This is a genomic window from Cohnella phaseoli, assembly GCF_003386235.1.
Classification (GTDB): Bacteria; Bacillota; Bacilli; order Paenibacillales; family Paenibacillaceae; genus Cohnella; species Cohnella phaseoli.
In genome coordinates this window covers 97,278-119,011 of the sequence record NZ_QRDZ01000026.1, presented here as the reverse complement: position 1 = coordinate 119,011, position 21,734 = coordinate 97,278, and the positions used below count along the sequence as shown (strand labels likewise).

Sequence of the window (21,734 nt, the reverse complement as noted above, 5' to 3'; positions counted from 1 at the left end):
CGGAGACTGAGGGGATCGCGAATGGCCAACGAGAAATTGAAACTGATGATCGTCGACGACGAATATGAGATCAGGCAGGGGCTGAGGAGCTTCGATTATTCCGCGTTCGGAATCGAAGTGTCCGACGATTGCGAGAACGGGCTGTTCGCTCTGAAGGCGCTCGAGCTTGCTCCGGCGGATATTCTCGTGACGGACATTCGCATGCCCCTCATGGACGGACTCGAATTGGCGGAGAAGGTCGCAGCGCGATACCCGCATATTAAAATCATCGTATTATCGGGCTACGACGATTTCGAATACGCCAAGAAGTGCATGAAACACGGGGCGCTTGATTATTTGCTCAAGCCGCTCGATTTCGAAGAGTACGAGAAGGCTCTGGCTGAAGCGGCGCGTCTGATCGATCGGGAGAAAGACGTGCAGGAGCGAGCCGCCGTGCTCGAACGCAAAGCGAAGCTGTCTGCGCATCACCTGCGTCGAAAATTTCTTCGCGACCTGCTTCAACGGGCGATGACCGACGAGGCAATCGAGCTGGAGAGCGCCTTTTCCGAAGTGATGCTGGAGGAGAACGGAGAATACGCGGTGTGCCTGCTTCGTCTCGACTCCTATCCCGACCGGCCCAGGGGAGTAGGGGATAAGGAATGGAACCTGATTCTCTTCACGCTCGACAACCTGATGCAGGATCTATGGGACGAACAGGGCATGGGCTATCACGAGGTCGATGACAAGGGGCAAATTTCTTTGATTTTAACGAATCCGGACGAGGTTGCGGAGCTTAAGCGGAGCCCGGAGCATTTGCGAGCGCGAATGGAGCGAATCGTGTTGGGACTGAAGCGGTTCCGGGGGCTGTTGAAATCGCATATGTCTTACGTGATGGGACCAACCGTGGCCGGTCCGGGGCGTATCCGACTTTCTAATCGGGAAGCGGGAGCGTTGTTTCACGCGCCGTCCGCTCGCGAAGAGGAGGAGCAGGCTGCGTCGGAAGCCCGTGAGGAAACGATTGGCGGGGAGCTTGAACGGGAGAACGGGCACCGTCTCATCGAAGAAGCGAAGCGCTTTGTCGAGGAAAATTATGATCGGACCATTACTTTGGACGACGTAGCCCGGCACGTTCATCTGAACGCGAGCTACTTGAGCTTCTTGTTCAAGGAAATGACCGGGCAGAAATATATCGATTATTTGATTTTGTATCGAATCGAGAAAGCCAAGTCGCTGTTAAAGCAGACGAATTACAAAATACACGAAATCGGCGAAAGGGTCGGTTACGAGAACCCCCGCTATTTCACGCTGGTGTTCAAGAAATATGCCAAGCAATCTCCGGTCGAATACCGCAACGCCTTCTATCAGGCAGAGTCCGGGGGGCGGTAGGCCATGAGGTTCCGTTATTATCGCAATCGCCTTGTGCTGATTGCGTTTTTGCTTGCCATGCTGTCCGAAGCGATTCTGATCGGGATCAGCTATTGGAATACGAGAGATGTCGGCACGGAAATCCAGAGCGCCTCCGAGCAGAACCTGTCCCGGCACGTCGAGAGCCGAATCGTCGCCAAGCTGAGCGAGATGAACTCCTTGGCGCTGCAGATCGAATCTTCGGATTTTACGAAATACGCGCGTTCGTTCCTGAATCTGCGTTCGTCTGAGGAAGAAGCGACGGCTCGGAGGGAGCTGGACTCCAGATTGGAACAGCTTCATCTGCCGCAGGGGCTGGTGGATCGGATTTATTTTATCGGGGATAACTTGAACCAGAAGAATTTCGGCAAGTCGTTCGCGACGAACCGTTTGCTCCCCGACGAGCATATCCCATGGATCGACGAGATGCGGAGTGCGGGCTTGCTGGATTCGTTCACCCGGTATTACAGTATGCCGACCTTCATTCCCAAGGGCATGTTTACGGACGTTCTGAAGGATAAGAAAGGGAGTATCCCCGACGATTCTTGGCAGCGACTTAATCGATTTTTCGCGGGCGTCGAGGGGCATCTGATCATTAACAACGGAGTTAACTATTTAAACGTATTATCCGTGATCGTGCTTGACGAGCGGATATTTGCCGCCGAGCTGCCCTCCTCGGGCATATGGAGCGGATACGTGGGCGTGTTCGATCAGAATCGGCAGACGCTCTGGTCCAATCTGCCGAGCGAGGAAGCGCTGGCCGCCGCCGCGCAGCGGATCGAGAACGGCTCGCGGCAATGGGAGCAGCAGATTGACGGGCTGTACCAGGTAAGAACGCAGGCTGTCTCTCCATATGATTTTCACATCGCTTTTTTCGAGCGGGAGAGAAGCAGCACGCTGTGGGGACCAAGCTTCTCCAAAATCTATGTCGGCTTTTTCTTGGGCACGCTGCTCGTTTGTTTCCTGATTTCCCTCAAGTTCTCCAACCTGATCATGTATCCTTTCCGGATGCTTGCCAGGGTCGTCTGGAAGAAGGAAAACGAGCTCGACCTGGAGCGCATTCCCGAGGAGCGTTTTTCCGGAACCCGGTTTTCCAGGCTGTCCATTCGGAGCAAGGTGCTGCTGATGCTGCTGACGTCGGTATTGATCCCGGTGTTGACGGCTGTCGGCATGCATCTCTATCTTATGTACAACTATGTGTTCGATAAAGCCGTGGATTTGTCGGTCGATTCCTCCAACCATCTCGTCGTGGAGCTCAGGGACCGGATGGACGGCTACGAGGGCCTGACGAACCGGTTGTCTACGGACAGCCGGTTGACCAATCTGCTTTCACCTTACACGTTCATGGAAAATATCGACGACTTCACCGTGGCCAGCTATCCGGGGCTTGGCGATCTGTCCTATTTCGTCCTGTACGACGCGGGAGGCTCGGCACGCTATTCCTCGGCTTTCTTTAACAATTTAACGCTGTTTAAGCTGAGCTCCATCGATCCCGATCTGTTGTCCGAGCTTCAGCCGGAGCGGACGGTGTGGATTACCGGATTGAAAGACGTATACGGACACCCTTCGCTGATGCTGATCAAGAAGCTGTCGCTGCCTTCGCCTTCCACGGGGAAAACAATCGAAGCCTATCTGCAGGTTGTGCTCAAGGAAGAGGCGTTCTCGTCGGTCGCTTCCGATCGAAAGATGAGCTTCGTTATGCTTGACGGCTCCGGGGATTTCGTCTATTCGAATGCGTCGGCACAAGGGTTCAAGGAAGAAGCTTTCGCTCAATGGCGCGGCGATCAGGGGAAAGCCGGGAGCGCGCTGATCGAGAAGGTCGAAGGAAGCAATCAGGTTATCGTCTCCCGCCCGATCGGGGACGAGGGGTGGACCGCCTATATTTTCAGAACGATTGACGATATGTATTTGATGATCGACGACATGCTGCACCGCTTTATTCTGCTTATCGTTCTGCTCATTCTGATTATTCTCGCGGCCGTGTGGAACGTATCGCTGCTGCTCGTCAAGCCGATCGAAAGATTAACGACGGCGGTGGAGAAAGAGGAAAGCATGCCGGATGCGCAGGAGGATGAGGCTCCCGGGTCGCGGGACGAAATTGGGCGGCTCGTGGAGAGCTTTAACCGGATGATCCGGCAGATTCGTCGGCTGATGGAGGATAACGTCAATAAGCAGCTAAGGGAGAAGGATCTGGTTACGTCGAAAATGAAGGCCGAGCTTGGCATGCTGCAGCAGCAGATCAACCCGCATTTTCTGTACAACACGCTGGAGGCGATCAATATGAGAGCGCGGCAGTACGGAGCGGCGGAGGTGGGTACAATGGTCAATTCGCTGGCCAAAATTTTCAGATTCACGATTAATAAAGGCAGCGAAGTCGTTCCCTTGTCCGATGAGATCGAGCACGCCCGAAATTATTTGACGATCCAGGAGCTGCGGTTCCAGAACAAATTCACCGTTCTCTGGCAGTTGGACGAATCCGCGATGAAGGAGCCGATTCTGAAGTTCGTGCTGCAGCCGATTATCGAGAACGCGCTCCAGCACGGCATCGAAGAGCTGTACGGAGGCGGAGAGATCGCGATCCGCGCGCAGATGACAGAGGGCCGGTTTGTACTGTCGGTGGCCGACAACGGAATCGGGATGAGCGAAGAGGACCTGCTGAAGGTACGGCAAGCTCTGTCGGGGGAAGCCGCATCTTCAGCGGCAATACCGCCAGAGGCGGCATCGCCGGAGGCAACACCGTCAAAAGCAGCATCGCCAGTGGCGGCATCGTCAAAGGCAACACCGGCAAAGGCTCCGGCATCTCAGCCCGAATCCGGCTCATCGGGTCGGTCCAGCGGCGTCGGCTTGGCTAACGTCTATCAGCGCTTGCGGATTTACTACGGCGAGCGGCTTGAGTTCACCATCGACAGCGAGGAGTTTGTCGGGACGACGGTAACGATCTCGATCGCAACGCCAGTCGGGGCGGAAATGTGATGAGAATTTTAAACCAAATGAGTCGAATTTTGAATGGGAATCCGGTTTGAAATCGGACATAATACTGTAAACAAGATAGACGTCGCGCGCTGTTCTCGTGATCGAGCAGAAGCGGCGTCTTTTTTTGTTAATGGGAGGAGAGACAACGGCATAGAATTTGTCTTCTCTAGCAAATCCGCTTGACTTAAAATAAGAACACTAGCTTAAAGGACGAGGGAGAGCATGCAGTGAACCGGATACAGGGGCGGAAGAAAAGACGCTGGAACATTTCAAGCATACTGACAGGATCGTTCATTTTGCTGATCACGCTTCCGATTTTTTTGGTGACGACTTATTCCGTCCGTTCTTTCAACTCGATTTTGATAGAGAATGCGACGTCGCGTGCGATGCAGACGGTGGAGCAGGTATCCTACACCGTCGAGGGGCAGTTGAATCTGATGAAAAATACGGTAGCGACGATTGCCAATGACAGCCAAGTGATCGAGTATGCGTCGTTGACCCGGCATTCCGACGGAAGCCAGCAGCTGCTCGAAACGCGCCGCCAGCTGGAGTCCAAGCTGTACAGTTATTTTCATTATACGCCGGACTTGGTTTCGGTTATGTTTTTCTATAACGATTCGGGAATGGCAATCTATAAGCAGGAGCTCAACGTCGAAGATTCGGAGCTTCGCAAGATGACTTGGTACCAAGAGGTGCTCTCCGATAAAAATAAAGTATACATTATGGGCGCGGAAGCCAGCGGCGCTGTGTTTCCGGATGGGGGCAACTTCATAACCGCGGCGATCGCGCCAAGCTTCAGTTCGGCCTTCTACAATGTCGAGATGATTTATTTCGTCTTTCATGCCCGCAAAATCGCCGATCTGCTGCATACCAACGCGACCGACGCAGGTCCCAGCTTTGTCGTGGACCCCTATGGGTCGGTCGTCGTATCCAGCGAAACGGAGGTTATGTCCAAGGGCATCGGAGGGCTGAGCTATCTTCAGAGGGCGTGGAAGGAAGGAGAAAGTCATTACGTCCAGGAGATTAACGGTCAGGAATCGTTTATCATTCATACGCTTTCAGATTGGGACAGACATTACATTCAGGTTTACTCCTACGACAGAATGCTCAAGCAGGTCAACGATGTGTATCGCAAGCTGATTTTGGCTTCCGCGCTGGGGCTTGTCGTGTTTCTGCTGGTGTCCTATCTGATTGTTCGCAGCATCGTGAAACCGATCGGCTCGCTGATCAATCAGATGGCCTCCGTTAAAGCGGGCAATCTCAAGGCGAAGATCGAAGCTTCGGGCCCTGTCGAAATTTACGTGCTCGGCACGACGTTTAATGAAATGATCGGACAACTGAAGGATTTGATCAGACAAATCGAGCAGAAGGAAAATCAGAAGAGGCTTGCGGAGATTTCCGCGCTGCAGTCGCAGATCAATCCTCATTTTTTGCTGAATACGTTGAATACGATCAAGCTGATGGCCAGCATATCGAAAGCAAGCAACATCCAGAAGATGACGGAAGCGCTGACGCGGCTGCTCTCCGCCGCATTTAATCGCGGGGGCATGTACAGCACCGTAGCGGAGGAAATGAAGCTGCTGGATTACTATATTCAGATTATGAAAATACGGTATGGAGACCAGTTCGACGTCGAATTCGATATCGATCCGCGAATGGAGAAGCTGCCTATTTTGAAGATGCTGCTTCAGCCGATTGTGGAGAATGCGATTGTGCATGGCGTACATGAACGTGAAACGAGGGGACGGATTCAGATCGCCGGACGAATCGAGGACGACAAAAGCTGCCGCTTCACGGTCCGCGACAACGGGCGGGGGATGCAACCGGAGGTGCTGAGCAAGATGCTAGAAGATGGCGCGGAGCAGGGACGCGAGGGCTTCAGCGGCATCGGCTTGCGGAATGTGAACGACAGATTGCGTTTGAATTACGGCCTGTCGTATGGCCTTCATATCGAGAGCAAGCTGGAGGACGGTACAACGATTGCCGTTCTAATGCCGATTTTGCAGGAGGAGAGTTGAATATGCTGCGTGTTCTCATTGTAGACGACGAGCCGATCTACAGATTGGCTTTGCGGGAGATGGTGCCGTGGGAGCAATACGGCTGCGAGATCGCGGCGGAATCTTCCAATGGGCAGGATGCTTTGCGCGTGGTTAAGCAGTATCGGATCGATCTGGTGCTGATCGATATTCATATGCCGATCATGTCCGGACTGGAATTTGTCAGACAGCTGCGCAATACAGAGGAAGGGAGCCTCGTCGGGGTTGTCGTGCTGAGCGCGTATTCCAATTACGAATATGTGCGCGAAGCTTTCCTATACGGAGTGTACGACTACATTATCAAAGAAGATATGGAGCCCGAGCATGTAGGCGGCGTTATAAGCAAGGCGGTCGATCGTTTGAACGAGCAGATCGGTCAGCGGGAGCAAAGGGAGAAGGAAAGTCTCGTCAGACTGGATCGCGTAAAGGAAGGGGCGTATCGTTCCGTCCTGTTGAATGCCGATTTGGCCGAAGGGACGGAACAGGAAGCGGGACAATGGCTGGAATCGCTGACGGGCCAGCGGCACATCCTATGCAGTCTGCTGCTCGATCGTTCGTACGCGTCCTCGGCCGACAAGATCGATTCGGAGCAGATGAAGTTTCTCGTGCACGCTTTTAAGCAGGTGCTTGAAGGGTACAAGACGCAAGCGGTGCTGACGGTGCTCCCTCATTGGGAGGTCGCGGCCGTTCTGATCTTCCCCCATTCCATGAGCGAGTACCAGATTCGCGCCCTGCTGGCGGAAGTGCTGCAGAAGGCCGTCAGCCATCTGCGCGAATATGTGAATCTATCCGTTACGATCGGCGTTGCGCCTTCCTGCGAGCATTATGCCGCGTGGACCGGAAGGCATTCGATTGCCCAGAAGCATGCGAGGATGAGGTTTCACGACGGGCTCGGCCGAGTCTTCTTCGAAGAAGACGTAGCGACGGGGAAAACGGAGTGGAAGGATCAACCGTGGAAGCTGCAGGAAATCTTAAAGCTGCTCGAATCCGGCAACAACGGCTGGGCGCCGCTTGTCGAGGACGGGCTGAACCGGATTGCCGATTCCAGACGTCTGCCTCCCGAAGTTTTTCAGCCCTACAAAGCGTTTCTGTGGGAATTGGGTTCCCTGCTGTATGCCAAAGGTCTTTCATGGGACGACATCGGCGAAGGGCTAAGCGTACCGTCCGAAAAGACGGAGACGTTCGAGCAAATTTCGCATCTAAACGTATGGTTCAGATCGCTCGTGCAATCGGTGTTCGAGGGCATCGATCCGAAGAGAAGAATCGCGCAGCAATCGCCTCCTCTGGTAGACATCGTGAAGCGGTGGATCGAGCGCCATCTGCAGGAGCCGATTTCGTTGGCCATGGCCAGCGAGGTCGTGGACGTTAGCGAGAGCTATCTGAGCAAAGTTTTCGCCAAGGAAACGGGAGAGACGTTCGTAGAATACATCATGCGCAAAAGGATCGAAAGCGCGATTCAGATGATGGGAAGCGGCATGAAGCTGTACGAGATTGCCGAGAAGGTGGGCTATCCGAATCAAGGTCATTTCAGCAAGGTGTTTAAGAAAGTGACCGGGAAAACGCCTCACGAATATCGAGAGGAACTGCAGGCGAAACGGAGCCATGAGCCGCCTTCGGCGAGAAAAGAATAAAAAGAGAGAAGAAAAGAACAAGTTCGTTCATGTGACAGCGTTCCCAAAATCGATAAGATAAGGATGCAAGCGATTACAGCAAACGATTACAGCGAATGATTACAATTAGGGGGTCACAACGTGAAAAGAAAGACGTATTCCAAACTGATACTGGTCATTCTTCTCTGTGCATTTACGATTTTGGCTGCATGCGGCAAAAACAACGGAGCGGGAGCGGGGGAAAGCCAGACGAGCGGCGCGAGCCCGAGCCAGACGACCGAGGCTTCGTCGGCTGCTCCGGAAGCCAGTAAAGAGAAAGTAACGCTAAAAATGGCGATGTGGGATTCCAACAACGAGTTCATTTCGTTCCTACAAGAGAAGGTCAAAGAGTACAGCCAAGTTGCTCCACATGTCACTGTAGAGCTTGAGCCGTTCAAAGGAGACGGCGACTACTTGCAGGCGATGAAGGTCCGATCTGCGGGCAACGAGCTTCCGGACATCTTGGAGCTCAAGCCGAACTGGCTGAACGATTTCAAGGAGCAGCTGATTCCGCTGGACGGCGCGGGATTCCTGGAGAAAAACCAATATGCAAGCAAATACGCCGTAGACGGCAAGATCATTGCGGTTCCGACGGTTTCCTTTCCCGAATTGGTCTACTATCATCCGAGCGTATTCGAAGAACTGGGCTTGAAGGTGCCGACAACCTGGCCGCAATTCATCGAAGTGTTGACCAAAATCAAGGACAACGGAAAGTATATTCCTTACGCGATGGGCGGCAAGGACGCTTGGCCGGACTACCCGTTTAACGAGTTTATTCCCCACATCGTATCCGGGGACGAAAGCTACTTGAGCAACATGGCGAAGCAGGACAACCCGTTCGGCGAAGGAACGGCGTTCTATCAAGGGTTTAAGCAGATCGAAGAGCTGTATCAGGCGCAAGTGTTCGGAACGGACCCGCTCGGAATTAGCTGGGATCAGGCGACCGTGCTGTTCTCCTCCAAGAAAGCGGCGGTGGTCGCGGCCGGTCTCTGGTTCCTGCCGACCTACGAGCAAAAAACGGGCAGCACGGAAGATATTGCGGCGTTCCCGATGCCTTATCGCGCCAGCGAGTCCGAGCCGCTGAAGCTGATGACGTTCACGGATCATTTCTATGGCATTGCAAGCAGCGGCAAGCATCAGGAGGAAGCAAAGGCATTCATGGAATGGTTCTACTCTCCTGAAGTGTATCAAACGTATATCGATAAAGCGCAGCTCAATTCCACGTTCGAAGGCGTTCAGTCCAACGTACAGTTCTTGAAGGATTTCTATGCGCAAAACCAGGCGGAGGCGTTCACGTACATTCCTGGCGATGCAGAATATACGCGCATTTCGAATGCCATTCAGTTGGACGTTAAAGCGTTGGGTCAGGATATGATGTCCGGTAAAAAAGTGGATGATTTCGTTGGCGAGCTTAATAAAAAATGGGCGGCTTCGAAAGCTTCCAAGTAATCGAGAGTAAACAAAATTGGGAGAAAACCTTTAGCGGATTTCTCCCAATTGATTGAGGGGAATGTCGTATGAGCTATACCATCCAGAAGAAAATCGTCGTTTTTTCATTCCTTGCGATTCCGGTTGGGCTTCTTCTGCTGTTTCTGCTGTACCCGACGGTTAAGCTGTTCCAATTCAGCCTCACCGATTGGAACGGAATCGGCAACACTTATAACTATGTCGGCTTCGATCATTACAAGGATGCCTTCCAAAGGCCGGAAGTTTGGAATGCTTTCTCGAACAATTTGCTCTACTTCGGGATTCATGCCGTCTTCATTCCGCTAGAGATTATGGTTGCCGTATTTCTGAATAACAAAATCCGGGCGAGCTCCTTTTTCCGGTCGATCGTGTTTCTTCCTTATATTCTCAACGGAGTAGCGGTCGCTTACCTGTTCAGCTATCTGTACAACCCGATCAACGGCCCCCTCAACGCTTTGCTGGAGGCGGTCGGTCTGGAGAGCTGGATTCAGAGCTGGCTCAGCGACAAAGGGATTGTTAACTATTCGCTCGTGGCCGTGTCGATCTGGCGATTCAGCGGTCTTCATGTCGTGTTATTCCTTGCCGGCCTGCAGTCTATTCCAAGCGATCTGTACGAAGCCGCGAGAATCGACGGGGCCAGCGCGTTCGGCCAATTCCGGCACATTACCGTCCCGGGCATCGCGCGTGTCGTAGAGATCGTACTGTTCTTGAATGTCCGCGGAGCGCTGCAAGTGTTCGATATCCCGTTCCTGATGACTCAGGGAGGGCCCGGCAATGCCAGCTCCACCTTTACGGTGTACACCATACAAACGGCGTTCAAATACAACAATTACGGCCTCGCCTCGGCGCTTGCGGTTATTTTGATGATCATCATTATCGTATTCAGCTATATGCAGGGCAGGTTTTTCAAAGGGAAGGGGGATTAACGGCATGCCGGTCATCTTCAGACGCTACGGTCCCCGGTGGTTGATTTATGCGTTGTTTATTGCGATTAGCTCGGTTGTCCTGTTTCCGATAGCGATTAACTTTTTTACGGCTTTCAAAACCTCTGCCGACTTGCTCGATTCCTCGCCGCTTTCCTTGCCGAAGCAGTGGAATTTCGATAATTTGCAAAATGCTTTTCATAACGGCAACATGCTGACCGGATTCAAGAATACGGCGATCCTTGTAGCTGTCAGCGTCGTGTTCAACACCGTGCTGGGCGCAATGACCGCTTATGTGCTTAATCGCTTCGATTTTCGACTCAAAGCATTGATTATGGGCATGTTCGTCGTGGCTATGGTTGTTCCGTTCTATACGACGGAGGTTTCCCGGTTTCAGATCATTAAGGAGCTGGGACTGTACGATTCGCTTGGCGCCCCGCTGCTGATTTATGCAGGCACCGATCTTCTGCAGATCTTTATCTACTTGCAATTCATCGAGAAAATTTCGAGCCAGCTGGACGAAAGCGCCATGATCGACGGAGCCTCCTACATTAAAATTTTTACGAGAATCGTCTTTCCGCTGCTGCTTCCTGCATCCGTGACGCTTGGCATCATTAAAGCGGTCGACATTATGAACGATATGTATATTCCTTACCTGTACATGCCGTCCAGAGACTTGCAGACGTTGTCGACCTCGCTGATGACGTTTGTCGGTCAACGGGCTTCCGATTACGAGCTGCTTTCCGCGGCCATTCTAATCGTTTTGCTGCCGACAACGCTGATGTATCTGTTTATGCAGCGCTATGTATTTACGGGAATTACGGCGGGCGCGGTTAAGGAATAGGAATAGGAATAGGAATAGGAAAATACGTTCGATAAAGGAGGCGCAAGGATGGGGAAAGTTCTGTGGGTGGAGGACGCGCCTGTCGTTCGGACAGAGAAGTCGGATGCAACCGGCAGGAGCGCCTCCGACTTCGACGAATGGAAGGAGCAGGCGCTCGTTCGCTGCTTAAAGGTGGGGACGCCGGACGAGCTGCGAATGGCGGTAGGCGATATATTCGACAGCTTCGCGGAACCAGCGGCAGCCCGCAAGGAAATGCAGATTTCCTTGCTTATGGTTTTGGCGGCCGTGCTGAAAACGGCCAAAGAAGCTCATGTCAATCTTGACGATTGGTTTGGCGAACTTTCAATTGTTGAAATATTCAGGTTATATGATCTGCCGGCCGTGAAGGGCTGGCTATACGAAGTTTGTCTAGTCGTCCAGCGGCAGATGATAGGCCATCGTCAGCATACATTTAAGGAAATTATCAAGAAGGCAATTTCGTATACGAGGGAACATTACGGAGATCCGACTATTTCGGTTCAGCGCATATGCTCGCAGCTTCATGTCAGCAGCGGATATTTCAGCAGTCTCTTTAAGAAAGAGGTTAAGATGACCTTTGTTCACTATGTCATGAACATTCGAATGGAGAAGGCGATGGAGCTGCTGCGCTCGACTGAGCTGAAGGCGTTTGAGATTGCGGAGCGAGTCGGCTTCGCCAATCCTCATTATTTTAGCTTTTGTTTTAAAAAGCGAGTCGGAGTATCGCCGAGCGAGTACCGTGCCAGAACCGTCGTCGAAGGCCCATGGGTGTGAAGGGGCATCGCGGAAATCACCCGTTCCCGCCCATCCCGGCCTCGCGCGCGAGCATGATCGCATGGGTCCGATCGGCCGCGTGCAGCTTGCTCAGGATGTTGGATACGTGGTTGCGAATGGTTTTGAGCGACAGGCCCATAAGACGGGAGATGTCCGCATTGCTCATATCGCGGGCGATCCATTCGAGCACCTCGCGTTCGCGCGTCGCCAACTGAGGGAACAGCACGTTGCCGCTCGTCCTTTTCAACACGGCGTCGAAATAAAACATCATCTTGCGAGCGATAACCGCGCTGAAGATCGCCTCGCCGCTCCCGACTACGTTAATGGCCCGGACGATTTCCTTTTTTTGCGCGCCCTTAAGCAGATAACCTCGCGCGCCGGCCCTCATAGCCGAGAAGACGGACGAATCGTCCTCGAACATGGTCAGGATCAGCACGCCGATATGGGGGGAGGTCAGAATAATGTCCCGGGTCGCTTCGATGCCGTTTTTGCCGGGCATATTCACATCCATCAAGATCACATCCGGCTGCAGCTCCTCCGCCATTCGAACGACCTCAATTCCGTTGGAAGCCTGTCCGATGACCTCGAATGCCTCCTCGGACTGAAGAATCGACACCAGCCCTTCGCAAAACATCGGGTGATCGTCAGCCAGCAAAATTCGTAAACGATCCTTCTCCGTAATTGTCATCTTTTTTTCTCCTCTCCTCTACGGGCAGGCGAACGCGTATGTCCGTACCCTGACCTGACGCCGAATGCAGCGCCATCGTGCCTCCAAGCTCCTCGGCGCGTTCCCGGATCGAACGGACGCCCACGCCGGGCGTCAAGTCGGCGGGCACTCCGCGGCCATTGTCGGCAATTTGAATGTTCAGATGCCCCTCTTCCTTCCAAAGCCGGATCAGGCAGCGGCTTGCCTGAGCATGCCGGGCAACGTTCGTAAGCGACTCCTGTACGATCCGATAAACCGCGACCTCGGCCGCCGCCGATAAATCCATTTCCCTCTCCGCCCCTTCCAGCACAATTTGAAGAGACGAAGTCTCGTACTGCAGGATCAGCTCCTTCAAAGCAAACGCAAATCCGAACTCATCCAGAGCGGGAGGGCGGAGCGAGTAGACAAGCCGCCGAATATCGGCGATCGATTCCCGCATTTGCAATTGAATGGTCTCCAGCGCCTTGCGCGAACGCTCCGGAAGCTCTTCCTGGCTCTGAACCGTATCCTCCAGCCGAAGCGCCATGGTGGCGAGCGAGGAGCCGAGGCCGTCGTGCAGGTCCCGCCGCAGTCGTCGGCGTTCTTCTTCCCGAGCGGTGATCAGACGTTCCCTCGAGCGCTGAAGATCGCCGGTCAAGCGAACCGTCTGTACCGCAATGCTTACTTGTCGGACCAGATCGTCGGCCAAAAAGCGCTTGTCGGGCGGAATCGCATTCTGAAGCCGCTCCACGCCAAGCACAAGCCGGCCGACCGGCACCCCCCTTACCTCCAGTTCGAGGGTGCTGGTATGCGGTCCAGGTTCGCCATAGGCGGCAAGCCGCTCAATGCTTTCCGAACCGTATACGTCGATGGCGACGAAAGGGAGTCGCAGGGCGGAAGCGATTTTGGCGACGACGGCTGGCAGCAGGGAACGATGCGTAAGCGAAGTCTCCAATTGCTCCGTCAGCTTGGACAGCACCGCATACGGATCTTCCCGTTCCCCGTAGACGAGGCGGTTCGCCTCCCTCTGCACCAGCTCCCGGAGCGGATGGAACATGACGGCGATCAGCCCGGTTGCGAGCAGCGCGACGAACGTTTGAGTCTCGCCTTGTACGAGCACCCCCAACGTCCCGACGATGAGGACATAGGCCATGACTCCAAAAACGCTCAGCACGAGGTACACCATCGTCCGGTTGAAGGCGGCGGACATATGGCGTATCCGGGCTTCCAGCACGATAACGCCGACGGAGAAGGGAAGAATCAGCAGGCTTGCGTACATGATGTTTTGGACGATTAAACGCCATATGCCGTGCTCGTTAAACAGCGGGAGAGGAATCAGCAGGCTCACAACGCTATATAAGCTTAATCCCGTCATTAACCAGCGCAGCTGGCGGCGCTTCTCCGGAGAGGCTTCCTTGGCGTAGCGCTTCGCTTGCGCGTAAAGAACGAGAATGTTCAGGGACAAAAAACAGACGTGATGCAGCCAGTACGGCCAATCCAAATACGGATGGATCGGCGGAAAGAGGCGGACGACGCTCTCGACTAGATAGAGGGCAGCGGGAATGACTGTCCAGCGAGGAACGAAGCGACCGTCGGGAATCAGAAACAGGAAAACGACGTAGATGCTGCCAATTACATTTAGCACAGAATAAAGCATGTTCACCACGAAGAAATCGCCGGTAGTTGTGTCTGCATTGAAGTAGATGCCGACCGCGATGAGCAGTAAAGAAGCCGTCACGCAGAAGGGATCCTTCCAGCCATACCGGTAAAGAAGCAAGCCGATAGCCCAGGCGGACAAGTTATGCAGCGCCAGCAAAGCGACGGTAACGCCGCTGTACAGAGCGGGAGTGATTCCGATGCTTGCAAGCTGGGAAAGCTGAGGCTCGTTCATATAGAAGAAGTAGTTGCAGATGCTGCCGCCGCATGCGGCATCGTAAAACCCCCAACCTCGCATATAGCTGTCGAGCGATACGATGAACGAAGCGGCAACGACCGTCCACCAAAGCGCGTGCAGCCCCGCCTTGAGGCTGAATTGCGCTTTTGCCGTATGCAGAAAGCGCATGTCAGAGCTTCCTTTCCGAGTGAATTTCAAGAAAAGTATAGCATAGGAAATTCCCGGCGGCACGGGGAAAAACGTTCCCGCGAAGTTCCCGGCCGAACCGGGAACGCGGGCCTTGTGCGCAGGATAAAAGGGATTTTAAGATGACAATTGGAAGGAAGCAATTCCACTATTAAAGAGGAGTGTTGAACGGGAATGTCATACGTGCCTTACGGTTTTTACCGGTTCAGCGGCTGGATGCTGCTGCTCTCCGGTCTGCTGACGATCGGAATTCAGTACGTTCACCTGGAGGATATTCCGGCGAGTTTGCAGCAAATGGACTACTTCGTCGATGTGGCGGTTTGGACGCATATCGGACTTCTCGTATCGTTCACGATGTTTCTGATGGGGTTTGTCGGTCTGTATTTGCGGCAAGCGGCCGCGCTTAAGTGGTGGGGGTGGGTCAGCTTCGGCATGATATTTGCATTTGTCGTCCTCGACCTTCTGCATGCGCCGATTCAGATTTTCAATTACCCTGTCCTGTTCGACGGCGTCGCGAACGAGGAGCAGCTGAAGCAGGCGTCGGATTTAGTTATGCGAATCGGTTCGGAAGGGCCGGGATTTTTCTTTATGATTCTTCTAATGCCGCTGATCCTGTTGGGTTCCATTCTGATGGGCGTCTCCATGCTGCGCGCCAAGGTGCTGCCGAAGGGACCGGCCATCGCAACGCTCGTATCGGTCATCCTGATTTTTCTTCCCTACGATTCGATAACGAAGTATTTGTTTCCTCTGCAATACGCGGTTTTCGTCTGGTACGGCTTTATTCTGGCTTTTGAGAAAAGGGAGGCAGTTAGCGAAGGGGAGTGAATAAAATAATCGTATGCTTGTTACTCCAAGAGGCTGTCCTATAAGCCACCAAAGTTGCTCTGAAAGATAATCGATGAACAAGGTGAAGGTGTATATACCTCCCTCCAATGCTATACGCTCCTGAAATGGGAATAGGTAAACCCGTTAATCGGTGATTTCAGGAGCGTATGAGGCAATCTACAGGAGGTATATACACCTTCATTGATTATCGATCATCATGCAACTCTGCTTATGAGACAGCCTCTTCGTTTTGTACTATAAATCATACAAATATCGCTAATTTGTGGGGCTGTGAGTCCAGTTTGTATGAAAGATCATACAAAATACGGAATTGGAGAGGTCGGGGCGCCGGATTTGTATGATAAATCGTACAAGTTGGGTGCTGCCTCAAATAGAGGAAACGGGATCTCGTTACTTCTGAGCCAAAGCGCCCTTAAATGCTTTCTCCAGATCGTCCGCACTTTCCGAGATGATGAACAACACATAGTTGCCTTGCGTCACGACCCGGTAGTTTTTGGAGTTTTCGTACTGGTCGGGCAAATAGCTTTCGAACGACTTCTGAATATCTCCCGCTCGTTTCTCTATGCCTTTCTTGACGGCGGCTGCGTCTTTGGCTTTCTTTACTTTAAATAAGGCGAGCTCATTCGACTTTATATTGACGAAAGGCGCCCGAACCGCAAAATTCTCAAGAATGTCCGGATCGATGCCGTAGGCTTCTTCCATCTGTTCGGCGCTCATGTCGAGCGACACGGGCTGCTCCACCTGCTCCAGCATGAAGTCTACAATGTCGCCGGAAGACAGCGACTTCGGCTTCTCGCTTGGCTCGGGCTTCTTATCCGGCTTAGCAGATTCGCTCGGACTCGGGCTAGGTTGAGGCTTCTTATCCGGCTTAGCGGATTCGCTCGGACTCGGGCTAGGCTGAGGCTTCTTATCCGGCTTAGCGGATTCGCTCGGACTTGGACTAGGCTGAGGCTTCTTGTCCGGCTTAGCGGATTCGCTCGGACTTGGGCTAGGCTCCGGCGTCTTTCCCGGCTGCGCAGATTCGCTCGGGCTAGCTTCGGGCTGCTCGCTCGGACTGGATTCAGGGCTCGGGCTTACGCTTTCGCTGGCGGTCGGCGAGCTGGTGGCGGTCGGCGTGCTATTGTTTTTATCGGCGTTGCCGGAGCAAGCGGTCAGCAGGCTTCCTAGCAATGCGGTAATTAACAGAAATGACATAGCGCTTTTCTTCATGGTCAGTACTCTCCTTGATGTTGGTTTCTAGTAGGTCAGCTTTACTGACGCGCCTGTCCGCTTGAAAGTTGCAGCAAGTTGCGGAAGGCTGCGCCGCTTAGCGGGCAAGCTTCAGAATCGCGCCGTTATCGGCGAAGGTAGCCGTATTGAACAGCAGAAGCGAGTTGTCGATTCCGTTCTCCTCCATATAGCCGGCGATGCTGCCGTTATAGAAGCGGATATCGATCACATGAATCTCTGCGACATGTTTGGTCAAGAATGGAATTAGGCTATGAGCGTAGGAGTCTTTGACAATGAGCAGCTTATCGAGGTCCGCCTGATCCGCATCGAGCTTGCTCGTAATGGTGGACAAGGCGTGGACGCCTCCGAGAAAATAAGGGTACTGATCCTTCTTCGCCAGAAACTGTTCCGCATACAAGCTGTCGTAATCCGTATTGTCGTCGACAACGTGCATTTTGGAATCGATCGGATGCAAGGACGTAAACTTCTGGATGACATCCGGCTTCAAACCGCCGAACTGTCCGCGCGTGTGGAAGCTGCCCAGAAAAGTGTCGCTGACGTTCTCGATTTGAAATTCGTCCAGCCCGGCAGCCGTCCAACCCATTTGCTCGGCATAGGCGACATAGGCGTAATAAGCGCCAAGGGTTGTCCAGTGGTGATCCGTCCGATAATAGATCGATTCCGCGGCATGCGGCCGCAGAAAATCGAAACCGTTCAAATAGTCCGCGCTGTCGCCGAGAAGCGAGCCAACGTATTCGTTCACTTTCTCTTGCGGATAGTTGGGCGCTTTCCAAGGCAGACGCTCCGGGTACATCCCGATGGAGGTCGGAGCCAGCAGGAAGGAAATATTGGCATCCGGATGCTTCTCGGCCAGTCGTTTCACCGCTTCGACGTAGCTCTTGACCTTCTCGTAATTAGGCTCGGGAAACTTCTCGAACAGGTATCCGTCCTTGCCTTTGTAAATGCTGTTGTTTTCCTGCTGCAGCCTTAAGCGCTCTGCCGCCGACTTGACGCCGATCCAATCCGCCCTGAGCGGAAAATGATCCGTGACGAAGCTCTCGGCCTCGTCCGCAAATTTTTTGGATAGCAGATTGTCCCAGGTCAGACGGGGCATTTTCTGCAAATAGCGGTTTTCCAACTCGGAAAAGGATTCGACGGGTCGAGCGAGGAAAGCGCCGGACAGGAGGAACAGCGTGGCGGCGAATGATCCGATCAGCAGACGGTCGGTGATCCGCTTCATGATTAACAGCCTCCTTCATTTAGAACAAACTTGTTTTAGAAGCGGAAATACAGGAAAGGATTAAAGGTCGCGTCGACCAAATAGGCTACCGACAGCAGGAACAGCGCCCCGCACCAGGCCAGATTCAGCACAGAGCCGACTCCGCCCAAACCGCCGGCGAGCTGCTGCCGCAGCCTGCCGTAAGGCAGCGAAGCAATCGCCAGCACGACCAGCAGGAGAGCGTTCGTATAAGCGAAATACATCGTCTCGTCGCTCCACAGAGGCTGTCCGGTCAAGCCGAACATGGCGAGCAAATACTGTCCCGCCTTCGGCAGCTCTTCGAATGCGAATAATACCCAGCCGACGAGAATAAGCACGGCGGCATACAGATGGCGAACCCAGCGGGGGGATCGTCCAAGCAGCGACAGGCCGAACCATTTTTCGAAGATCAGAATAACGCCGAAGTACAGCCCCCAGAGCAGGAAGTTCCAGCTGGCGCCGTGCCAGATGCCGGTCAGCGTCCAGACGATGAGAATGTTGCGGAGCTGCTTGCGCAAGCCGAGCCGGTTGCCGCCAAGCGGAATGTAGACGTAGTCTCTGAACCAGGTGCTCAACGACATGTGCCATCTGCGCCAGAAATCGGTGATGCTCTGCGCGGCGTAAGGTTTGTTGAAGTTTTCGTTGAAACGGAAGCCGAACATGAGGCCGAGACCGATCGCCATGTCCGAATATCCGCTGAAGTCGAAATAAATCTGAAACGCAAAGGCGATGATGCCCAGCCAGGCCATCGCCACGGGCAGCGTACCGGCGTCGGCGGCCGAAATCGTATGCCAGAGCAGTCCGATATTATTCGCGAGCAGCACCTTCTTGGCCAACCCGGTCACGAAGCGGCGCACGCCTTCGGCGAACAGAGCGACGTCGACCTTGCGGCTGCGAAGCTGCTCTGCCACCGACTTGTAGTGGACGATCGGCCCCGCGACCAATTGCGGAAACAACGCCACGAAGGTGGCGAAGTCGATCCAGTTCCGCTGCGCTTTGGCCGTTCCGCGGTAAATATCCACGATATAGGACATCGACTGGAACGTATAGAACGAGATGCCGATCGGCAGCGCCAGCTCGGTGAGCGGGATATCCGTGCCCAGCCATTCGTTCATGTTGCCGATTAGAAAGTCGGCGTATTTGAAATAAGACAGCAGTGCCAGATTAACGGCAATCGATGCGGCCACAACCGCTTTACGCTGCGCCGGTCCGAGGCTAGAGCGTTCCAACAGACGACCGAAGCCGTAGTCCGTCAACGTGGAGATCAGCATAATGACGATGTAGACCGGCTCTCCCCAGGCGTAGAACACAAGGCTTGTCAGGAGCAGCACCAGATTGCGGATTTTTCCGGGGGAGCAGTAATAAAGGAGCAGAACGGCGGGCAAGAATAGAAACAGAAATAGCAAGCTGCTGAACACCATGATGTAAGGAGTCTCCTTGCGGCAGTTATAGTGAACGATAAAAAATCCGGTTATAGGCGAATTCAACAAAGCCTCAGACGCAGGCCGCGAACAAAAGGTTACAGATGCGACTATTCTCCCAGATTTTACGCTAATTTAAGGTTCCGATTATCGAAACTCGCAATATTTTCGTTTATAATTGACTAGGTTGAAACCTTTTTGTCGGTTCATCGTAAAAGTAGGTAGTTGAGGGATGAGAGATTCATAGAATCCCGCCCGCCACTGTATTAGCCGAAAAGAGATGGAAGGGAGATTCTGCTGGGCATGACGATTTCGCTTGTAAAAGGACAGAAAGTGGATCTCACGAAAGGGAACGCCGGGCTAAGTAAAATCACCGTTGGTCTCGGGTGGGATCCGATCGAGAAGAAAGGCTTCTTCGGCACCAAGAAAGTGGACGTCGACTGCGACGCTTCCGCACTGCTGCTCGACGAGAACGGCAAGCTTCGGGACAAGCATCTCGTATGCTTCTACAACTTGAAAAGTCTTGACGGCTCGGTCGTTCACTCCGGCGACAATCTGACGGGAGAAGGCGACGGCGACGACGAACAGATTTCCGTCGATCTTGCGCGCGTTCCCGCTCACGTTCACAAAGTTCTGTTTGTCGTGAATATCTACGATGCCGTCAACCGCAAGCAGGATTTCGGTATGATTTCCTCCGCTTACATTCGCGTGCTTAATCAGGCGAGCAATCAGGAACTCATCCGGTTCAACCTGACCGACAACTACGCAGGCAAGACGGCTCTGATCGTCGGGGAGATCTACCGCCACAGTGGAGAATGGAAGTTCAACGCCATCGGCGAGGGCTCTTTCGCCGCGCATGTCGATTTGCTGGCAAGAGAGTATCAATAATAAATCCAAAATTTAAAATCCAAGAAAAGAGGGAATTGCACATGTCTATCAGCTTATCCAAAGGTCAAAAAATCGATTTGACGAAAACGAACCCGGGTCTTACGAAAGTTCTAATCGGTCTCGGTTGGGATACGAACAAATACGACGGCGGCAAGGATTTTGACCTCGACGCTTCCGCGTTTCTGCTGAACGGTGCGGGCAAAGCAGCCTCCGATAAGGATTTCATCTTCTATAACAACCTGAAGAGCACGAACGGAGCTGTTGAGCACACGGGCGACAACCTGACGGGCGAAGGCGACGGCGACGACGAGCAAGTGAAAGTCAATCTGGCTACCGTTCCGCCGGAAGTGGAGAAAATCTCCTTCTGCATCACGATCCACGAAGCGGCCGAGCGCGGCCAGAACTTCGGACAAGTCACGAACGCGTTCGTTCGCATCGTGAACGAAGATACGGGAGCGGAGCTGATCCGTTACGATCTGGGCGAAGACTTCTCGGTCGAGACGGCGGTTGTCGTAGGCGAGTTGTATCGTCACAGCGGCGAATGGAAATTCAACGCGGTCGGCAGCGGCTATCAGGACGGACTGGCCGGCCTGGTTAAAGATTTCGGCTTGATGTAACACTGTAGTACCCGGTTAACGGGGACCGCTGTTCAATCGGATCGCGGTCCCTTTCCAATTAAAGAGGAGGAATAACGGCAATGGCGGTTAATTTGTCCAAAGGCCAGAAAGTCGACTTGACGAAAACGAACCCGGGCTTGACCAAGGTCAAAATCGGATTGGGCTGGGATACGAACAAGTATGACGGAGGCAGTGCGTTCGATCTCGACGCTACGGCTTTTTGTCTGAACGACTCCGGCAAAGTGAATTCGGATAACGATTTTATTTTCTACAACAATAAGAACAATTCGAACGGCTCCATCCAATTGTCGGGCGACAATCAAACCGGCGAAGGCGACGGGGACGACGAATCGGTCGTGATCGATCTCGGGCAGGTACCGGCTGAAGTCCAGAAGGTCGCCTTCTGCATTACGATCCATGACGCGGCGGCGCGCAATCAGAACTTCGGTCAGGTAGCCAATTCGTATGCTCGCGTAGCTAACGAAGCAACCGGCGAGGAACTGATCCGTTATGACCTAGGCGAGGATTTCTCGATCGAGACGGCGGTTGTCGTAGCCGAATTGTATCGTCATGGCGCAGAGTGGAAATTCAGCGCGGTAGGAAGCGGGTATCGCGACGGGCTGGCCGGCTTGTGCCGGGATTTCGGAGTACAAGTATAGGAGG

17 protein-coding genes are annotated in these 21,734 nt (G+C 53.4%); 12 read left to right on the top strand and 5 right to left on the bottom strand.

The window, feature by feature from the left end; all coding sequences use genetic code 11:
• Window positions 1-21 precede the first annotated feature (21 nt).
• The 8 genes from DFP98_RS27225 to DFP98_RS27190 all read left to right on the top strand — a co-directional run bounded on the left by DFP98_RS27225 (window position 22) and on the right by DFP98_RS27190 (window position 12,067).
• Window positions 22-1,365: a response regulator transcription factor gene (locus DFP98_RS27225; RefSeq protein ID WP_116063790.1), complete on the top strand. Its 1,344-nt coding sequence runs from the start codon at window positions 22-24 to the stop codon at window positions 1,363-1,365.
• Between the two features lie 3 nt (window positions 1,366-1,368).
• Window positions 1,369-4,356 (top strand): sensor histidine kinase, encoded by a 2,988-nt coding sequence (locus DFP98_RS27220; RefSeq protein ID WP_116063789.1) that lies wholly within the window; start codon window positions 1,369-1,371, stop codon window positions 4,354-4,356.
• A 227-nt stretch (window positions 4,357-4,583) separates the two neighbouring features.
• Entirely contained in the window at window positions 4,584-6,374 is a 1,791-nt protein-coding gene (locus DFP98_RS27215; protein ID WP_116063788.1) for a sensor histidine kinase, read from the top strand.
• A gap of 2 nt (window positions 6,375-6,376) precedes the next feature.
• Window positions 6,377-8,023 carry a response regulator transcription factor gene (locus DFP98_RS27210; RefSeq protein ID WP_116063787.1) on the top strand — a complete coding sequence of 549 codons (1,647 nt, stop codon included), beginning with the start codon at window positions 6,377-6,379 and terminating at the stop codon, window positions 8,021-8,023.
• Window positions 8,024-8,143: 120 nt separating this feature from the next.
• A complete protein-coding gene (locus DFP98_RS27205; protein ID WP_116063786.1) occupies window positions 8,144-9,490 on the top strand; it encodes an ABC transporter substrate-binding protein in 1,347 nt (448 codons plus the stop codon).
• 68 nt (window positions 9,491-9,558) lie between these two features.
• Window positions 9,559-10,434, top strand: a complete 876-nt coding sequence (locus tag DFP98_RS27200; protein ID WP_116063785.1) for a carbohydrate ABC transporter permease — start codon at window positions 9,559-9,561, stop codon at window positions 10,432-10,434.
• A 4-nt stretch (window positions 10,435-10,438) separates the two neighbouring features.
• Entirely contained in the window at window positions 10,439-11,275 is an 837-nt protein-coding gene (locus tag DFP98_RS27195; RefSeq protein WP_116063784.1) for a carbohydrate ABC transporter permease, read from the top strand.
• A gap of 48 nt (window positions 11,276-11,323) precedes the next feature.
• Window positions 11,324-12,067, top strand: a complete 744-nt coding sequence (locus tag DFP98_RS27190) for a helix-turn-helix transcriptional regulator (RefSeq protein WP_116063783.1) — start codon at window positions 11,324-11,326, stop codon at window positions 12,065-12,067.
• Between the two features lie 16 nt (window positions 12,068-12,083).
• Here DFP98_RS27190 and DFP98_RS27185 read toward each other — a convergent pair whose 3' ends face one another.
• Both DFP98_RS27185 and DFP98_RS27180 read right to left on the bottom strand, forming a co-directional pair.
• The gene (locus tag DFP98_RS27185; RefSeq protein WP_116063782.1) at window positions 12,084-12,755 is read right to left on the bottom strand and encodes a response regulator transcription factor; all 672 of its coding nucleotides are present in this window, start codon (window positions 12,753-12,755) and stop codon (window positions 12,084-12,086) included.
• Window positions 12,712-14,814: a sensor histidine kinase gene (locus DFP98_RS27180; protein WP_116063781.1), complete on the bottom strand. Its 2,103-nt coding sequence runs from the start codon at window positions 14,812-14,814 to the stop codon at window positions 12,712-12,714. The genes DFP98_RS27185 and DFP98_RS27180 overlap by 44 nt, the downstream gene beginning before the upstream one ends.
• A 192-nt stretch (window positions 14,815-15,006) precedes the next feature.
• On the opposite strand from DFP98_RS27180, the gene DFP98_RS27175 reads away from it, so the two are divergent.
• On the top strand, window positions 15,007-15,657 hold the full coding sequence (locus DFP98_RS27175; protein WP_116063780.1) for a hypothetical protein: 651 nt from the start codon (window positions 15,007-15,009) through the stop codon (window positions 15,655-15,657).
• A 411-nt stretch (window positions 15,658-16,068) separates the two neighbouring features.
• Here DFP98_RS27175 and DFP98_RS27170 read toward each other — a convergent pair whose 3' ends face one another.
• The 3 genes from DFP98_RS27170 to DFP98_RS27160 form a co-directional block, all read right to left on the bottom strand.
• The gene (locus DFP98_RS27170; RefSeq protein WP_116063779.1) at window positions 16,069-16,887 is read right to left on the bottom strand and encodes a DUF4358 domain-containing protein; all 819 of its coding nucleotides are present in this window, start codon (window positions 16,885-16,887) and stop codon (window positions 16,069-16,071) included.
• Between the two features lie 97 nt (window positions 16,888-16,984).
• Window positions 16,985-18,127: a DHHW family protein gene (locus tag DFP98_RS27165; protein WP_116063778.1), complete on the bottom strand. Its 1,143-nt coding sequence runs from the start codon at window positions 18,125-18,127 to the stop codon at window positions 16,985-16,987.
• A 35-nt stretch (window positions 18,128-18,162) separates the two neighbouring features.
• Window positions 18,163-19,566 carry an MBOAT family O-acyltransferase gene (locus DFP98_RS27160; RefSeq protein WP_116063777.1) on the bottom strand — a complete coding sequence of 468 codons (1,404 nt, stop codon included), beginning with the start codon at window positions 19,564-19,566 and terminating at the stop codon, window positions 18,163-18,165.
• Between the two features lie 303 nt (window positions 19,567-19,869).
• Here DFP98_RS27160 and DFP98_RS27155 point away from each other — a divergent pair, with 303 nt between their 5' ends.
• From DFP98_RS27155 to DFP98_RS27145, 3 genes are all read left to right on the top strand, one after another.
• Entirely contained in the window at window positions 19,870-20,454 is a 585-nt protein-coding gene (locus tag DFP98_RS27155; RefSeq protein WP_116063776.1) for a TerD family protein, read from the top strand.
• Window positions 20,455-20,495: 41 nt separating this feature from the next.
• The gene (locus DFP98_RS27150) at window positions 20,496-21,071 is read left to right on the top strand and encodes a TerD family protein (RefSeq protein WP_116063775.1); all 576 of its coding nucleotides are present in this window, start codon (window positions 20,496-20,498) and stop codon (window positions 21,069-21,071) included.
• Window positions 21,072-21,151: 80 nt separating this feature from the next.
• Window positions 21,152-21,730 carry a TerD family protein gene (locus tag DFP98_RS27145; RefSeq protein ID WP_116063774.1) on the top strand — a complete coding sequence of 193 codons (579 nt, stop codon included), beginning with the start codon at window positions 21,152-21,154 and terminating at the stop codon, window positions 21,728-21,730.
• Window positions 21,731-21,734 lie beyond the last annotated feature (4 nt).